General features: G+C 72.7%; 19 protein-coding genes. 7 read left to right on the top strand and 12 right to left on the bottom strand.

All coding sequences use genetic code 11. The features are described 5' to 3' along the window. Window positions 1-162 precede the first annotated feature (162 nt). Window positions 163-1,590 carry an MFS transporter gene (locus IE269_RS22845; protein ID WP_189824943.1) on the bottom strand — a complete coding sequence of 476 codons (1,428 nt, stop codon included), beginning with the start codon at window positions 1,588-1,590 and terminating at the stop codon, window positions 163-165. Further along, entirely contained in the window at window positions 1,587-2,234 is a 648-nt protein-coding gene (locus IE269_RS22840) for an ArsR/SmtB family transcription factor (RefSeq protein ID WP_189824942.1), read from the bottom strand. The genes IE269_RS22845 and IE269_RS22840 overlap by 4 nt, the downstream gene beginning before the upstream one ends. Window positions 2,235-2,374: 140 nt before the next feature. On the opposite strand from IE269_RS22840, the gene IE269_RS22835 reads away from it, so the two are divergent. Continuing rightward, a complete protein-coding gene (locus IE269_RS22835; RefSeq protein WP_189824941.1) occupies window positions 2,375-2,980 on the top strand; it encodes an O-methyltransferase in 606 nt (201 codons plus the stop codon). Between the two features lie 555 nt (window positions 2,981-3,535). Here IE269_RS22835 and IE269_RS22830 read toward each other — a convergent pair. From IE269_RS22830 to IE269_RS22810, 5 genes are all read right to left on the bottom strand, one after another. Then, on the bottom strand, window positions 3,536-3,973 hold the full coding sequence (locus tag IE269_RS22830; protein ID WP_189824940.1) for a VOC family protein: 438 nt from the start codon (window positions 3,971-3,973) through the stop codon (window positions 3,536-3,538). Window positions 3,974-4,037: 64 nt separating this feature from the next. Continuing rightward, window positions 4,038-4,289: a hypothetical protein gene (locus IE269_RS22825; RefSeq protein ID WP_229898081.1), complete on the bottom strand. Its 252-nt coding sequence runs from the start codon at window positions 4,287-4,289 to the stop codon at window positions 4,038-4,040. After that, window positions 4,286-4,576 (bottom strand): hypothetical protein, encoded by a 291-nt coding sequence (locus IE269_RS22820; protein WP_189824939.1) that lies wholly within the window; start codon window positions 4,574-4,576, stop codon window positions 4,286-4,288. The genes IE269_RS22825 and IE269_RS22820 overlap by 4 nt, the downstream gene beginning before the upstream one ends. Before the next feature lie 58 nt (window positions 4,577-4,634). Then, window positions 4,635-5,432: an alpha/beta fold hydrolase gene (locus tag IE269_RS22815; protein WP_189824938.1), complete on the bottom strand. Its 798-nt coding sequence runs from the start codon at window positions 5,430-5,432 to the stop codon at window positions 4,635-4,637. An 86-nt stretch (window positions 5,433-5,518) separates the two neighbouring features. Beyond that, on the bottom strand, window positions 5,519-6,328 hold the full coding sequence (locus IE269_RS22810) for an ArsR/SmtB family transcription factor (RefSeq protein WP_189824937.1): 810 nt from the start codon (window positions 6,326-6,328) through the stop codon (window positions 5,519-5,521). 65 nt (window positions 6,329-6,393) lie between these two features. Here IE269_RS22810 and IE269_RS22805 point away from each other — a divergent pair, with 65 nt between their 5' ends. From IE269_RS22805 to IE269_RS22790, 4 genes are all read left to right on the top strand, one after another. Next, window positions 6,394-7,824: an MFS transporter gene (locus IE269_RS22805; protein WP_189824936.1), complete on the top strand. Its 1,431-nt coding sequence runs from the start codon at window positions 6,394-6,396 to the stop codon at window positions 7,822-7,824. Between the two features lie 52 nt (window positions 7,825-7,876). After that, the gene (locus IE269_RS22800) at window positions 7,877-8,752 is read left to right on the top strand and encodes a PhzF family phenazine biosynthesis protein (protein ID WP_189824935.1); all 876 of its coding nucleotides are present in this window, start codon (window positions 7,877-7,879) and stop codon (window positions 8,750-8,752) included. A gap of 117 nt (window positions 8,753-8,869) precedes the next feature. Next, window positions 8,870-9,094, top strand: coding sequence for a DUF7489 domain-containing protein (locus IE269_RS22795; RefSeq protein WP_189824934.1), 225 nt, complete (start codon window positions 8,870-8,872; stop codon window positions 9,092-9,094). A gap of 30 nt (window positions 9,095-9,124) precedes the next feature. Continuing rightward, the gene (locus IE269_RS22790) at window positions 9,125-9,637 is read left to right on the top strand and encodes a protein-tyrosine phosphatase family protein (RefSeq protein WP_189824933.1); all 513 of its coding nucleotides are present in this window, start codon (window positions 9,125-9,127) and stop codon (window positions 9,635-9,637) included. A 6-nt stretch (window positions 9,638-9,643) separates the two neighbouring features. Here IE269_RS22790 and IE269_RS22785 read toward each other — a convergent pair whose 3' ends face one another. From IE269_RS22785 to IE269_RS22765, 5 genes are read right to left on the bottom strand one after another with little or no spacing between them, the layout of a single operon-like run. Then, window positions 9,644-10,546, bottom strand: a complete 903-nt coding sequence (locus IE269_RS22785) for an aminoglycoside phosphotransferase family protein (RefSeq protein WP_189824932.1) — start codon at window positions 10,544-10,546, stop codon at window positions 9,644-9,646. Between the two features lie 53 nt (window positions 10,547-10,599). After that, complete coding sequence (locus tag IE269_RS22780) at window positions 10,600-11,031, bottom strand: hypothetical protein (RefSeq protein WP_189824931.1); 432 nt, start codon at window positions 11,029-11,031, stop codon at window positions 10,600-10,602. Window positions 11,032-11,056: 25 nt separating this feature from the next. Continuing rightward, window positions 11,057-11,995, bottom strand: coding sequence for an SGNH/GDSL hydrolase family protein (locus IE269_RS22775; protein ID WP_189824930.1), 939 nt, complete (start codon window positions 11,993-11,995; stop codon window positions 11,057-11,059). Window positions 11,996-11,999: 4 nt separating this feature from the next. Beyond that, a complete protein-coding gene (locus IE269_RS22770) occupies window positions 12,000-13,298 on the bottom strand; it encodes a PucR-like N-terminal domain-containing protein (protein WP_189824929.1) in 1,299 nt (432 codons plus the stop codon). Next, window positions 13,295-13,447, bottom strand: coding sequence for a hypothetical protein (locus IE269_RS22765; RefSeq protein ID WP_189824928.1), 153 nt, complete (start codon window positions 13,445-13,447; stop codon window positions 13,295-13,297). Before IE269_RS22765 ends, IE269_RS22770 begins: the two co-directional genes overlap by 4 nt. A 198-nt stretch (window positions 13,448-13,645) precedes the next feature. Here IE269_RS22765 and pgfA point away from each other — a divergent pair, with 198 nt between their 5' ends. Together pgfA and IE269_RS22755 are read left to right on the top strand one after the other, a co-directional pair. Then, window positions 13,646-14,599, top strand: a complete 954-nt coding sequence (gene pgfA / locus IE269_RS22760) for a cell envelope lipid trafficking protein PgfA (RefSeq protein WP_189824927.1) — start codon at window positions 13,646-13,648, stop codon at window positions 14,597-14,599. Between the two features lie 231 nt (window positions 14,600-14,830). Continuing rightward, window positions 14,831-16,036 (top strand): glycosyltransferase family 4 protein, encoded by a 1,206-nt coding sequence (locus tag IE269_RS22755; RefSeq protein ID WP_189824926.1) that lies wholly within the window; start codon window positions 14,831-14,833, stop codon window positions 16,034-16,036. Window positions 16,037-16,048 lie beyond the last annotated feature (12 nt).

Below are 16,048 nucleotides of genomic sequence, written 5' to 3'. Positions count from 1 at the left end.
CCGCAGCTTTCTCCGGGTCACGCGCTACGCCGCGGCTTTCTCCGGGTCACGCGCTACGCCGCGGCTTTCTGCCGGTCACGCGCTACGTCGTCCCGTGGGAGTCGGTGCGCTTCGCCCGCTCCCGGCCGGCCATGACCGGCGGTCTGCCTGGGGGTGTACGGCTCACGGGCGGTCCGCCTGGGGGTGCCCGGCAGCGGTCCGGGCCTGGTCGGCCGGTTCGTCGAGGCCGCGCACGGCAGCCGCCGGGCGGTCGTCCGCCCCCTCGGAGGGCCGGGTCGTCGCGGTGCGGGCTCCGTCTTCGGAAGGCGGGGCCTTGCGCATACGGTCCATCTCGCGCCATTCGGGCCGCAGTCCGGCCAGGTTGGTGGTGAGGAAGTACGCGACCGCGCAGGCGATCAGGACGGGCATCAGTCCCACTCCGGTCACCGCCGCCCCGACGAGCAGTCCGCCCAGCGGGATACCGGCCCAGGCCAACGAGTCGCCGAGCGCGTTGACCCGGCCCAGCATCCCGCGCGGCACCCGCTCGACGAGGACGGCTCCCAGCACCGGATTGACGAACCCCGAGCCGAACCCGCCGACCGCGAACACTGCCAGCACCGCCCACAGCGGGACGTCGAAGGCAAGAATCAGGAACCTCGGCGCCCCGACCAGCAGGAATCCGCCGATCACCACCAGCCGCCGCCGCAGCCGGTGTGCGAACATCGCGGCGATCAGGCTCCCGGCGATCGCACCGGCCCCCATCACGCTGCCCGCCAGCCCGATCGCGCTCGGCCCGTGGCCGGACTCCCTGGCCCAGACGGGCAGGAGCACCGAACTGAAGCCCGCGTCCAGCAGGTTGGTGATCGCGAGCATGACGATCACGGTGAGGAGCAGCGGCTCGCGGCGCAGGAAGGCGAAGCCCTCGCCGAACCGCCGCCAGTAGCCGGGCTCGGCCTCCCCGGGGGGCAGGGTCGGGCTCTCGGCCGGGCGCCCGGCGCCCCGGGGCAGCGCGAGCCCGATGATCACCGAGCCGAGGGCGAAGCAGACCGCGTTCACGGCGAGCCCGTTCAACGGGCCGAGCAGCGCCACCAGGGCCCCGCCGACGGCCACGCCCACGGTGCTGGCGAGCCGCTCGATCACGCCGGACAGTCCGGTGGCCCGCTCCAGCGGTACACGGCTGAGCTCGGCTGCCTCCGGGACCATCACCTCCTTCGCGAGATCGCCGGGGCCGCGAGCGGCGCCGACCACGGCGACCAGTACCAGCAGGAGGGGGAAGGACAGCAGGTCCAGTGCGTGCAGCAGCGGAACCGCGGCGACGGCCACCGCGCTGGCCAGGTCGGTGGTCCAGGAGATGGCCCGGGGCCCGACCCGGTCGATCACGGGCCCGCTGAGCGCCTTGACCGCGACGTACGGTGCCATTTCGCAGAAGGCGACCAGGCCGGTCAGGGTCGGGCTGCCGGTGGTGACAAGAACGAACCAGGGCAGGGCCACGGCGGAGATCCGGGTGCCGGTGAGCGACACGACCATGGCCGCGAGGACGCCGGCCAGGGGCCGTAAGGAACGCTTGGCGGGGATGGTGCCGCCGCTCTTCGAGGTGTCGTCGCCGTTCATCGCTGCGGACCGCCTTCACGCGAATCGGAGGCGGGTACATCAAGTTCGGGCAGGATCTGCGTGATCAGCCCGACCCGTTCGGCTCCCTCGGGGGCACTGGCGGCCGTCTCCGGCGAGTCCCGGCGGTAGCGTGCGACAACGGCGGCCAACTCCCCGTACAGGGACGTGGCTTCCTCGGGAGTGAGACGCAGTGACCAGTCACTCATGTCCCAGGCGTCGCGCCAGGCTCGGGGCATCGTCTGGACCTCGTTCAGGCTCTGCTGCGTGCGCAGACCGTAGACGGCGGCGACTGACTGCCAGTAGGCGAGGGCGGCCTCGGGCTCCTGCTCGTCCAGTTCAGGATCGTTGAACCAGGTCGTACGGTGCACCGAACGCCACCACCGCTCGCGGGCGTTGCCGCGTTCGGTGTCCTCCTCGACGAATCCGGCCGCGCCGAGCTGGCGGAGGTGGTAGCTGGCGGTGCCGGAGTTCACCCCCAGCCGCTCGGCGAGGCGGGTGGCCGTCGAGGGGCCGTGCTTGCGCAGCAGCCCGACCAACTGGACGCGTACGGGGTGCGCGAGGGCGCGCAGCCCCTTGGCGTCCAGGACGACCGAATCGTCCTCGCCAACACCGGTCGACGGTATGCCCTGCTCTCCATCTGCCATGCGCGACAAGGTAGTTGACAAAGACTCCTTCGCGAAGACTTCTTCGCGAACAAGTCTTGGCGAAGAAGTATGCTGCGCCACAAGCGACTTGGGCCCTGGTGCGGGCTGAGCACTCGTGGACGTACGACGACGGGAGAAGCATGTCGATATCCGGAACGGACTCCTACGCGGGCGCGACCGGTCTGCCCGAACTTGTGGTGGCGGCACTCGAAATCGCCCAGCGGCTGGGCTTTCCGTCCTCGTGCCGCATCGAACAGGGCCGTCTCCTGCACGCGTTGGCCGCAGGCGCCACGGAGAGCATCGGCGAAACCGGAACCGGCTGCGGCGTCGGCCTCGCCTGGATGATCGCGGCACGCCGGCCCGGCGTACGGGTCGTCAGCGTCGAACGGGACGAGCAGCGCGCCGAGGAGGCGGCCAAACTCTTCTCGGACGTCCCCGACGTGGAAATCCTCTGCGGCGACTGGACCCGCATCTACGAACGCGGCCCGTTCGACCTGCTCGTGACCGACGGCGGCGGCAACGGCAAGAAGACACCCCCGGCCGACCCGGAACGCCTGCTGCGCCCGACGGGCACGGTCGTCGTCGACGACTTCACACCCCTGACGCAGTGGCCCCCGCTGATCGACGGCGTACGGGACACCGCACGGCTGGCCTGGCTGGAGCACCCGGCACTGCTCAGCACGGAGGTACGGCTGGCTCCGGACCTGTCGACGATCATCGGCACAAGGCGTCCGGCGTCACGATGACTGTCCGGCCCGGTGCGGTGGGCCCGCGCGTCGGCCGGGGTCGATGAGCGCGGCGGCGTCCCGCCGGGGGCATTTACGCCCCAGCCCCGCCCCTTCACCTAAACCCTGCGGGGCTGTTGGTGGGTTGCTGTTCCCGATGGGGCTACGCCCCTTGCCCCTTGCCCCCCTCGACAGGCTGAATTGATGCCGCCCGAAGGGCAGGCATCCAGGGGCGCGGGGAACTGCGCGACCAGCCACCCACCCACCCGCACGGAACCGGTCCCATTGCCCCGCGGGTTTAGGTGAAGGGGCGGGGCTGGGGCGAGAACACCCCGACACCGGGTGCGACACGAACAAGGCCCGCCCCCAGCACGGGGCTCACCGGGCAACGGCCCGGTGAGCGGCCACGCGGCGCCGGCCGCAAATCGAACACAGCGGTGAAGGGGCGGGGATGAGGCGAAATCCGCCCGGCACCGGGTGCCGACGGCCCACCCCCCGCACCGCCCGGTCCGCCCGCACCAGGGAGACGGCCCCGAAGGCCACCACCCCCTTCGCCCGCCCCGAACGGGCACCCCGTCACCCCTTCTTCAGCTCCTCCGCGAGCATCACCAGGATCCCGCTGGGCCCCCGCAGATAAGTGAGCTTGTAGACGTCCTCGTACGTCGCCACCCCGCGCAGCGGACGGTAGCCGTGCTTCGCAGCGGTCTCCAGAGCCCGGTCGAGGTCGTCGACGGAGAAGGCGACCCGGTGCATCCCGATCTCGTTGGGAAGCGTGGGCTCCGTCTCGATGGCCTCGGGGTGGATGTACTCGAAGAGTTCCAGGCGGCCCTGCCCGTCCGGCGTCTGGAGCATCGCGATCTTGGCGTGGTTGCCGTCCAGGCCGACGGCGGTGTCGGTCCACTCGCCGCTGACCGTGTCCCGGCCCAGGACGGTGAGGCCGAGGTCGGTGAAGAAGGAGATCGTTGCTTCGAGGTCGCGGACGGCGATGCCGACGTTCTCAAGTTTGATGGCCATGCGTCGGATGCTACCGAGCGGGGTCCGGCCGGTCGGGCACTTCCGGGGAAGCGTGCGACGGCGGTCAGCGCCAGCGCGGGGGGATCCGGGCGAGCTGCGCGAAGAGGTCCCAGCCCTGCGGCGTCCGCCCCGGGTCGTGCCACACCGCACCCCGCCCCATCCAGGCGCCCCGCACCTCCCGAACCCCCAGCACGTCGTCGCCCGCGCCGGGCTCGTGGCGGCAGCAGGGGCATCGCGAGCCCTCCGCATCACGCTGCTCCTCGAATCCACAGACCCGGCACGCGCTCCCCTCGTTCATCGAGTTCACAGAGTTCACCGCCACTCCTCGGGAATCGCCGCGAGCTGCTCGAAGATGTTCCAGCCGGCGGGCCGCCGCCCGGGCGAGGACCACCGGGCGCCCTGGCCCGCCCAGTAGCCGCGCCAGTGCCGCAGGTGCTCCACGCTCACGTCGGAGATGTCCGTCTCATGGCCGCAGCAGTCGCAGATGTCGTGCGTCGGCCAGCCGCCCTCCCACCTGAGACTGCCGTCGTCGAGGCCGCAGACCCGGCAGAGGGTCTCCTCATCGGGGCCGGGTGGCGGGGGAACGTCGCTCGTGCTGCTCACACGTCGAGCATACGAGGCGTACCCCCAGGTCAGGAGTGTGCCGACCGCCGCACCCCGGTCAGAGCCCGTGCCGCTCCAGGAACTCAGTGATGCGGCCCAGCCACCCCTCCCGGTCCTCCGCGAACGGAAGGTGGCCGGTCGCGAGGTCGACGCGTTCGGCCCCGGGGATTCCCTCCGCCACCTCGCGGTGCAGGTCCGGGCTGACCAGGAGGTCCTCCAGCGTGGAGATCACGAGGGTCGGCACGGTGATACGGGCGAGGTCCTCCCGTACGTCGACACGCGTGGCGAGATCCGCGTGTTCGGCCGAGCCGGGCGGCAGGGTCTCGGCCGTGCCCCGCACCACCGCCTCGACCTCCTCCCCGGGAAGCGCCTCCAGCACCGTGGCCCCCAACGCCAACGACACCAGGAACCGCGCCAGTTCCGCGTGCGCACCGGCGGCGTACAGGTCCCGCCAGTGCTCGGCGTGCAGCCGCAGCCGTGCGGTGGGCCGGGCGAGCGGGGCGGTCAGCACGAGCCCGGTGATCCGCTCGGGGTGGCGGGCGGCGGCCCGGACCGCCACGGCGGTGCCGAGGGAGTAGCCGACGGCGGTGAAGGTGTCGAGCCCCTCCGCGTCGGCGGCGGACACGAGCTGGTCGGCGAGGTCGTCCAGGCGCAGGGGCTCCGCCGAGCGGGGCGTGCCGCCGGTGCCGGGGTAGTCGATGCCGACCACCCGGTGTGCGTCGGCGAGTGCGTCGAGGATCGGCCCGTAGTTGGCCTCGATGCCGCCCCCCGCCCCGTGGGCGAGCAGCAGCCCCGGTCCCGTACGGCCGCGAACGGTGCGGGCGAAGGTGGGTGCGGGCAGCGTGAGTTCAGGCATGGGAATCCCCCCGGGATTTCTGTATCGGTCACTACGGATATGACCGTAGCAGATTTACTTAGCGATCGATACAGAAGTCTCTGCGGCTACGGGACAAGCTCCAGCCCCAGCGCACGCTCCAACCCCCGCGCGCCCCGGTCCGTCAGGTGGACGACCCGGGGGACCGCGCCCCGGCGGATCCAGTCCAGGGTGAACAGGCGTGCGGTCAGGGCCGCTCCGAGGGCGCCGGCCAGGTGGTGCTGGCGCTCGCTCCAGTCCACGCAGTAGCGGACGGCCGGGCGGCGGGGCGGGAGTTGGGCGGTGTCGACGCCCAACTCGCCCAGGATCGCGCCCCCTTGGGGGGTGAGGGCGTAGCGGAGGTCGCGGCCGTACGAAGCGGGGCGGTCGAGCACCGCGTCGGACGGGCGGTGGATGCCGTCGTGGCCGGTCAGGGCGCCGCGCTCGATGAGGGTGTGCATCAGGGCGACGCCGAGGCGGCCGGCCAGGTGGTCGTAGCAAGTGCGCGAGCGGTACAGGGCGTTGGTGCGGTTGGACTGCTTCAGCGAGGTGACGGGCAGCGGCGGGGCGATCACCGCCAGCGCCTCCAGGGCGGTGCCGACGTCCGGGCCCGCGAGGCGGTAGTAGCGGTGGCGGCCCTGCCGGGTGGCCGTCACGAAGCCACCCTCGACCAGCTTGGCGAGGTGGACGCTCGCGGTCGCCGCGCTGACCCCCGCCTCCGCGGCGAGCGCCCCGGCGGGCACGGGGCGGCCGTCGGCCAGGCACTTGAGCATCAGCGCCCGCGAGGGGTCCGCGATCAGCGCGGCGGCGCGCGCGATGTCGGTCTGGTGCTTGAGGGGTGTGCCGTGGTGGTCGGTCCGGTCCTGCTCACGGGGTGCGCTTCGGCGGTCGTCAGGCATGGGGCCAGCGTAGGACGGCGACACTTTGACGGGCGACGAAGTGTCCGGCGCCAAGAATCTTCGCCATGACCTCCGTACTCCCCACCGCTTCGGCTCCGGCGCGCGCTTCGGCCGGGGACCGGCCCGCCCTGGCTCCCCTGGTGGCGCTCGCCCTCGGCTACTTCCTCGTCATGCTCGACGTCACCGCCGTCAACGTCGCCCTCCCCGACCTGCGCGGCTCGCTGGGTGCCGGGCACTCCGCCCTCCAGTGGATCGTGGACGGGTACAGCACCGTCTTCGCGGGCCTGCTGCTGGTCGGCGGCAACCTCGCCGACCGCGTCGGGTCCCGCCGCGTCTTCCTGGCCGGCCTCGGCGTCTTCACCGCGGCGTCGCTGGTGTGCGCAGGCGCGGGCGGTACGGGAGTGCTGGTCGCGGGGCGGCTCGCGCAGGGGGCCGGTGCCGCGCTGCTGGTGCCCGCCTCACTGGCGCTGCTCCAGTCCTCGTACCCGGGCCGGGCGGCACGGGCGCGGGCCGTGGCGGTCTGGGGTGCGGTGGCGTCGGTGGCCTTCGGTGCGGGACCGGTCGTCGGCGGGCTACTGGTCACGGGCCTGGGGTGGCGCTCGGTGTTCTGGCTGAACCTGCCCGTCGCCGCCCTCGCCGTCGTACTGACTCTGCGCTACGTTTCCCGGGGCGCCCGGCCCGCCGCCGTGCGCGGGGCGGACCCGCTCGGTCAGGTGCTCGGTGTCGTCGGCCTGGTCGCGCTCGCCTGCGGGCTCAACGAGGCGGGCACCCGGGGCTGGACCTCGCCCCTGGTCCTGGGCGGATTCGCCATAGGGCTGACGGCACTCGTCGCTTTCGTCGCCGTGGAGCGGGCCGTCGAGGCCGACAAAGCGCGGAGCCCTCTGTTCCCGCCGTCCCTTCTGCGGGCGCGCGCCTTCTCCGCGACAGCGGCCGTCGGGCTGCTGATGAGCCTCGGGTACTACGGGATGCTCTTCCTGAGCACCCTGTACTTCCAGCAGGAGCGCGGCTTCAGCGCCCTCACCACCGGGCTGGCCCTGCTGCCGTCGGTGTGCATGGGGCTCGTCGCGGCGCCGCTGTTCAGCCGCGTCGCGGCGCGCACGGGTCCGTACGTCCCGATGGTGTACGGGCTCGTCCTGGGCGGGACCGGCTTCCTCGGCTGGCTGCTCGCCGGGCCGGCCACCCCGTACCCCTTCCTGCTCTTCGCGCTGGTCGCGACCGGTCTCGGTCAGACGACGACGGCGCTGGCGGCGACCGCCGCGATCATCGACGCGGCTCCGGCGGGCGGAACGGGTGTCGCCACCGCCGCCTTCAACGTCTCCCGGCAGATCGGCAGTGCGGTGGGGGTGGCCCTGTTCGGCACCTTCGCGGCCGGGGGCGGGTTCGTGACCGGGCTGCACGCCTCGGCGGTGGTCGCCGCCGTCGCCTTCGGCGCGGGTGCGGTGCTGGCGGTGTCGGCGCGACGGGCGGCGCGGGAGAGGGGTGCCGAGGAAGACTGACCCGCTCCCGTACGTTCACCCCCTGACTCGATCACTCAGAGAGGCCCCACCCATGACGCAGCAGCCCACTCCCCCGCGACTCCCCTCCGACGTGCTCCACTACACCGCCTTCTCCTCCGACCCGGCGGGCGGCAACCGGGCCGGAGTCGTGCTCGACGCCTCCGCGCTCGACGACGGCGACATGGTGGCCGTGGCCGCCGAACTCGGCTACTCGGAGTCCGCCTTCGTCACCCCCGCACCGGACGCGGCCGACCCGCGCACCTTCCGGCTGCGCTTCTTCAGCCCCAAGGCCGAGGTCGACTTCTGCGGCCACGCCACCGTCGCCACGGCCGTGGCGCTCGGCGAGCAACTCGGCGCGGGCGACTACCACTTCGTGACGAACGCGGGACCAGTGCCGATCACGGTCACCGCGGCCGAGGGCGGGCTCAGGGCGACGCTCACCAGCGTGCCGCCCCAGGTGTACGACGTCGCGGCGGACGACGTGACCGAGGCCCTTGCCGCGCTCGGCTGGCAGCACGGCGAGCTGGACACCGCGCTGCCGCCGAGGATCGCCTACGCGGGCGTCCGCCACCTCGTCCTCGCGGCCGCCACCCGCGAGCGGCTGGCCGACCTGGACTACGACTTCGACCGGCTGCTGGCCCTGATGCGCAGGCTGGACCTGACGACGGTGCAGCTGGTGTGGCGCGAGGCGGAGACCGTCTTCCACGTCCGCGACCCGTTCCCCGTCGGGGGCGTGGTGGAGGACGCGGCGACGGGCGCGGCAGCGGCGGCCTTCGGTGCGTACGCCCGTGAGCTGGGCCTCGTACCGGCACGGGCGACGCTCACGCTGCACCAGGGCCACGACATGGGCAGCCCGTCCCTGCTGGAGGTCGAGCTGCGCGAGGACGAGCCGGGGGTGCGCGTGACGGGTGCGGCCGTACGGGTCTGAGGATCCGGGCGAGCGGGCCGGGCGGCGGGTCTCCACCCGGGGGTGGAGGGGGCCCGTCCGCCTGCTCGTACCTCTGGAGGATGGTCGGAGGGCCCGTCCCGGGACTACCGTGGAGACATGTTCACATCACGCAAAGTCCATGAAAAGGATGCCTGGAGCGGGGCCGTCGTCGACAAGTCGCGCGGCATGAGCGACGGGTCGAACATGTACCACTACGTCCAGGTCCGGCTGGAGGACGGCACGACGAAGAAGGTCCGCGTCGACGGAACCCTGTGGGAGTCTCTGACCACCGGCGACCGCCTCGTCAAGGAGGCGGGGACCGCCGCACCGGTCAAGGCCTGACCGCAGGCCACGGGCAGGAGGGGGAACGGGGTGAGGACCCGCCGCAAGGGCAGCGGCCTGCCCGAGCCGCACACGCCCTGGGAAGAGATCGTGCCGGGGCTGTGGATGGGCGGCCACTACTGGCTGGACGGGGCCGGCACGGTCCACCCGGTCGTCGCGGACGGCCGGTTCGACGTAGTCGTCAGCCTCTTCGTCCGCCCCGACCACGGCCCGCCGCCCGGCGTCGACCACCGCGTGGCCGAGATCCCGGACGGCCCCCTCACGGCTGAACAGCTCGTCACCGTAAGGAAGTTGGCACAGGGCGCCGCGCAGGACGTCGCCGAAGGGCGGCGCGTTCTGGTCCGGTGCTACGCCGGTTTCAACCGGTCCGGTCTGGTCGTGGGGCAGACCCTCGTCGACCTGGGCCACAGCCCGGCCGAGGCCGTCGACCTCATCCGCCGGCGACGCTCGCGCCACGCCCTCCACAACGGGCTCTTCGCGCAGTACCTGACCACCGGACTCGACGTCGCCGCTCTCCTCGCCGGGCTGGACGCACCGTCCTGATCCCGCTCAGCGCCCCGGCGCCGCGAGGATCGCCTCCAGGCGGGCGCGACACTCGGCGACGAAGGCGGGGAAGGTCTGGTCGTAGTAAGAGAGTCCGCTGACGCCCACCGCGATGGCCCAGGCGCGGGCCCGCGTCCACGTCGTGTCGTCCAGGGAGAGGGCATCCCAGTAGGCCTCGCGTGCCGCGGGCGGCAGGTCCCAGACGGTGGCGTGCTCGGCGTCGGGCAGGCCGACCGAAAGTGCCCCGAAGTCGATGACCGCGTGCAGCTTGCCGTCCCTGACCAGGAGGTTGGTCGGCTTGAGGTCGCCGTGGAGCCACACGTGCGGGCCGGAGGGCTCGGGGTGGGTGAGGGCGGAACGCCACAGCTCCTCCAGCCCGTCGACGTCCAGGCCCGCGCCCGAGGCGACGGTCCGGCAGTCCTCGAAGCACCGGACGACCCACTCGTCGCACTCCCGCAGGCTGCCGCCCCGGTACCAGCTCAGGTCGCCGGTGCGGGTGGCCCCCATGAGGTCGGTCCGGTGGAGGCTCCGTACGAATTCCGCCAGGTCGACCCCGAAGGCCGCCCAGTCGCGGACGGTGTCCGGACCGGGTTCCTCGCCGTCGATCCAGCGGAAGAGGGACCAAGGGAGGGGGAAGGCGTCGGTGGGGGTCCCGGCGTGGACGGGGGCGGGGACCGGGTACGGAAGGTGCGGGGCCAGGCGCGGGAGCCAGGTCTGCTCCTTCAGCACGGCGTCGCCCGAGGTGCGCGGGAGGCGTACGAGCAGGTCGTCGCCCAGCCGGAACATGGTGTTGTCGGTGCCTGCGCCTGCGGGCGACAGCGGCAGATCCGCCGAATCCGGGCATTGCTCCTTGAGCAGCGAGCGGACCAGCGTCTCGTCAACGGGGATTTCGTCTTCGTGAAGGGGCATCGTGGGGGTCAGCGTACGGAGACAGTGATCGTGACGGCCAACGCTTTTTGGGGCTACAGCTCGTAGTCCTGGGCCAGCTGCTCCCAGGGGATGCTGCGCAGCGCCGCATCCGCGTCCTCGCCCGAGGGGAGGTCCGCAGTGGCCTGGAACCAGCCGACGACCAGGGCGGACCGGTAGCCCACCGGGTGGTGGTCGGCCTCGACCGCGTCCGAGCGGAAGAGGCCGACGCAGGTCACGGCCGGCAGCACCTCGACCGGGCCGAACGCCCCGGCTGGCTCGTCCGGGAGGACGCGCACCGGCTCGACCACATGCGCCGGGGTGCCGGGAAGCTCGCGTGCGGCCCGCTCGCGGAGGTGATGGACCTTCCGGTCGTTGACGGGCTTGCACGGGTAGCCCTCCAGCATGCCGTCGTAGGTCGAGGACAGCCGCAGTTCGACGAGTCGGACCGATCGACCGGATGCGAGAACGATGCTGCTCAGTGACATGCGCACACCATAGGACAGGGGCGGATCACCGCACGTGCGGTGCGACGGCGGTGGCGATTGCCCGGGTGTAGCGGGTGATTCCCGGGGAGGGGGCCGGGCAGGGGCGGGGGGTTGTGCTGGTGGGGGCGAGGCAGAAGTGGAGGGGGTCGTCGGTGCGGTGGAGGGTGGTGAGGCCGTTGCGGCAGGCGCCCGGGGTGGTGGATTCGGCTTCGGTGCACGGGAGTTGGCGCTGCCAGGTGGAGCGGGCGCCGGGGGCGGTGACCGCGCGGCCCGCGTCGGCGAGCGCGTCGCCGGTGGCTGCCGCCTGGGCGCGGTAGAGATCGTTGACGCGGGTCAGGCGGTCGGAGCCGAGTGGGTCGGGGCCCTGGAGGACCCAGACGATCCGGGGGCGGGGGATGCCCGCGCGGCGGGCGGCGGTGGCGATCTGGGAGGTGAGGGTCGCGGCGTCCTCGGCATAGCGGGTGTAGTAACGGGCGCTGGACTGCTGGATGTCGTCCATGCAGGGGGTGTATCCCCAGGAGTTTCCCCAGAACTGGAGTACGACCACCCGGGGGCGGTGCCGGGCGACCAGGGCGGCCGCCTTGTCCTGGTCGGGAACGAGCAGCGAGCGCACCGGGCGGCCGGTGAGGTAGTCGCAGAGGGTCGTGCCGGAGTGCGGGGCGTTGTGAACGGTGGCGCGGCCGCCCGCCTCGATGGCCGCGGCGAGGGAGAGCTGGTTCTCCATGGCGAGGGAGTCGCCGAGGTAGAGGACGGTGGGGCGGTCGCCCGCAGGCAGCGGCGGGTCGGGGACGGTCTGGGGTGCGGGGGCGCCGGTCGGGCTCGCGGGGGCGGTGGACCGGGCCGCCGCCCTCGGGGCCGGGGGCGGCGGCTCCTCCTCCGGCGGCTCCGCGAAGAAGGCGCAGCCCGTGGCGCACCAGAGCAGGAGGAGGACCAGCGTCACGGCGTACGGGCGTCGGCTGCGCACCCCCTCACCCGCCCGTGCCGTCGCCGCGGTGCGGCGGCTCGGCGAGTTCGCCGCGCAACCGCTGGGCGCGCAGGACGAGTTCGAGTTCGAAGCGGCGGTCCGGGTCGTCGACCTCGTTGCCCCAGAGTTCCCGGATCTGCCGCATGCGGTAGCGGACCGTCTGCGGGTGCACGCCCAGGCGTGCGGCCACTTCCGGTGCGCCGCCCCGGACTTCCAGCCAGGCGAGCAGCGTCTCGGCCAGGCGGCGGCCCTGGGTGGGGCCGCAGTGCGCGAGGGGGGCCAGGCAGCGGGCGGAGAGATCGCCGATGAGCGCCTCGGGCGGGAGGAGGACGAGGGCCTGAGTGTGTTCCGTACAGGAGAGGAGGCCGTCGGAGGGGAGCAGGCCGCGTTCCATGAGGCCGACGGCGGCGGTGGCCCAGCGGAGGGACTTGGCGGCTTCGCCGAGGGAGACGGCGGGGCCGAGGGCACCGGTCCATCCTGCCGTTGCCCGTTTCAACTGTTCGGTGCGGCCGACCTGTTGGGGGTCGGGGACGACCATGAGGGGCTGTTCGCTCTCCATGTCGAGGAGGACCTCGGGGCCGACGGCGGGGGCGACGCTCTCCCGGGAGGGGCGGACCAGTACGCCGATGGCGAGGCGGTCGGGCAGGGTCCAGCCGATGCGGGCGGCGTGCGCGGACAGCTCCGCGAGGGACTTCGCGGCATCGGAAGCACCCGTCGAGGACTCGTGGAGCAGTGCTTGCGTCAACTTCCTCTGCAGGCGCAGTCGTTCACCGGCCTGGCGGGCCGCCGCCTCCGCGTACCCGCGCAGCGATTCGTCGACCAGTCCGTCCAGGAAGGCGAAGCCGGACTCGGCGAGTTCGTACATCGCGGGCGGCGGGATGGCGACCTGCTGGCCGATCTCGGCGAGGCGCCGCCAGGCGAGCCGCACGCCGAGGCGGTACACGGCCTGGAGGGAGTTGAGGGACCTGCCCTGGAGGCCCTCGCCGCGGCCGAACTCCTGGAAGACCTCCAGGTCGAGGTGCGGCCGGCGGCCGTCCTGGCGGGCCAGGTGCTGGACGAAGTCCTCCAGCGCGCGGCGGATGCCGACGAGCGCCATGAGGTCGCCGCGTTCGTCCCGGATGAGCGGCATCCGGGGGTGCTCGCGGCAGATCTCGTCCAGGATGTCGCGGGCCAGGGCGGGCACCTCGGCGAGTGCGAGGTCGGCGAACCGCCGGATCTGGAGCGCGGGCACGTCCGCCCAGGCGGAACCGGACGCAGGGGTGCGCGACGTCGGGACGTCGGCCGTCGTGCCGGGTGTCTTCATCGTCGCGGTGTCCCCGTCTCGTAGCTGACCAGAGGCACGTTGGGCTGCTCCGGGGTGGCGTCGAGCAGAGCGACGATGCCGAACGCGGCACCCACCGCGAGTGCGGCGGCGACGAGGGAGGTCAGGAGCGCATGGATCAGTCTGTGCATGGTGGGAAGCCTCTCCGACGCTGGTCCCCACCGGCGGCCTGACAGCAAGTCCACAGTCTCGACCCGACCTTGACGGGCCGTCAAGGCCGCATGCACACGGGAATTGACAGTCCGTCAGGGTCACGCTTACGGTTCCCGGCCCATACGCACCGTGCACGTGCCCCCCCCTCCGCCACGGCACCCCCTGGAGCGCCCCGCATGCGTCGCACCGCTTCCCCCCTGTCGCTGATCCTGCTCGGCACCGGCGTGTTCCTGCTGGTCCTGGCCCCGCTGCTGGTCACGTACGTCAGTCCTCGCGCCAAGAGCAACCCGATCGACATCAGCACGACCACCGTGTTCACCGGCACGGGGAGTTACTTCGACACCAAGGCCCTGGAGACCGCCCGCGACAAACCGCTGACGATCACCCGGACGGTGCGCGGCGACGTCGCCGACAGCGTCAGCAGCGGGCGGGCGGTCTGGGACGTGTCGACCTCCGTCGACTCCGACGAGACGCTGCCCGCCGCCGACACCACCGACTCCCTCCAGTGGACGCTGGAGCGCTGGGTCACCGACCGCAGGACGAACGAGCCGGTGCACTGCTGCAAGGAGCAGCCCGTCTTCGACGGCGAGGCCTACCTGAAGTTCCCCTTCGACGTCGAGAAGCGCACCTACCGCTGGTGGGACGGCACACTCGGCTCCACCGTCTCGCTCCGCTTCGCGGGGACGAAGAAGATCCAGGGGTACGAGGGCTACCGCTTCACCGGCACCGTCGCCCCGGTGCGGACCGGCACCCGGATGGTCCCGGGACGCCTGGTGGGGCTGCCCGAGCGGGGGCAGGTCCAGGCCGAGGAGTGGTACGCCAACCACGGCGTGGAGCTGGTCGTCGACCAGCGCACCGGACGCATCGTGAACGCGGCGATCGGCCCGCGCAAGACGCTGCGGGCCCCCGGCGGGAAGACGGACGCACTGGTGCTGCTGGACAGCCCGCGGATGGAGTTCACCCCGGCCACCCAGCGCGCCCAGGTGGCGCAGGCCGGCACGGACAGCGACAAGCTGCGCCTGGTGGGCGAGACGCTGCCGGTGGGCGGCGGAGCGGCGGGGGTCGCGCTGGCGGGCTCGGGGCTGTTCCTGGTCGTACGGGGACGCAGGAGTGACCCGGACGCTGTCTGAGCCGCCCCCGGTGGCCGAAGTCAGCAGCATCAGTACGCCAAATGGCTTACAGCGTGCGGGATGTGATGAGGCGTCAGCGGATATAGGTGCCGAATTTGTCACGCGGGTGAGTAGCCGCCTCGAACGACGTGGCGAAAACTGCCTAACCACCCCACCGCACACGCAACACCGCATGTCTCCACCCCTCAGTCACCCATCGGTTCCGCACCCTCGATACGAGTTGGAGCCCGGATGCCCCAGCACGGACCCCCCACATCACCCCTCGCGGCACCCCTCGCACCTCTCGCTTCCCTGCGGCCCCCACAGCCGCAGGCACCTCCCGTACACCCCCGCAGAATCGTCTTCCTGTCCCGGCGAGACCTGGGCAACCCCGCCGCCGGCGGCTCCGAGCTGCTGGTCGACCGACTGGCCGACGGGCTCTCCGCCCTCGGTCACGAGGTCACCCTGCTGTGCGGCGGCCCCACCGCCCGGCGCAACTACCGCGTCGTGTCGGCGGGCGGCGACCTCGGCCACTTCCTGCGTGCCCGCCGCACCTTCGAGCGGCACATCGGCGGCTGCGACCTGCTCGTCGAGGTCTGCAACGGCCTGCCCTACCTCACCCCCCTCTGGCACCGGGGCCCCACCCTGTGCCTGGTCAACCACGTGCACACCGAGCTGTGGGGCATGCGCTTCCCCGGCCCGGCCGCCGGGCTCGGCAGACGCCTGGAGCACTGGGCGCTGTCCGCCGCCCAGCGCGACAACCTCCTCGTCGCCGTCTCGGCCTCCACGGCGAACGCCCTCGGCGCGCTCGGCGTGGACCGCGCCCGCATCCGCGTCGTGCACAACGGCGTCGAGACCCCGCAGGCCCTCACCGCCCGCTCCCCCGAACCCCTCTTCCTCGCGGTCGGCCGCCTGGTGGAGTACAAGCGCATCGACCTGCTGCTGCGGCTGTGGGAGCGGGTGCGCCCGGTCACCGGCGGCAGGCTGGTGATCGTCGGCGAAGGACCCGAGCGGCGCAGACTGGAGGCGATGGCGGGTCCCGGAGTCGACTTCAAGGGGTACGTCTCCGAGGCCGAGAAGCACGAACTCCTCTGCGCCTCCTGGCTGCTGCTGCATCCCTCGGCGGTCGAGGGGTGGGGGCTCGTGGTCACCGAGGCTGCCACCCGCGGCACCCCCTCCGTCGGCTTCGACGTGCCCGGGCTGCGGGACTCCGTCGAGGACGGGGTGACCGGAGTGCTGGCGCGCGGCGAGAGTTCCTTCGCCGCCGCCTGGTGCGCGCTCGCGCTCAGCGCCGAGAGGCGTACGGCGATGGGGCGGGCCGCCATGCTCCGGGCGGAGAGCTACCGCTGGTCGAGCACGGTGAACGCATTCCGGGCGGTGGCCGCCGAGGCGGTGGGTGCACCCGTACCCCTGCCGGCGAAGCAGCCGCTGACTGCCGAGGCGGTCGCCCTGCGATGAAGGACGCCGGCC

Origin of the sequence: Streptomyces spiroverticillatus, assembly GCA_014650415.1 — a bacterium.
In the GTDB taxonomy this organism is placed as follows: Bacteria; Actinomycetota; Actinomycetes; order Streptomycetales; family Streptomycetaceae; genus Streptomyces; species Streptomyces spiroverticillatus.
The sequence above is the reverse complement of the archived record's forward strand: the minus strand, read 5'-3'. Positions and strand labels throughout refer to the sequence as shown.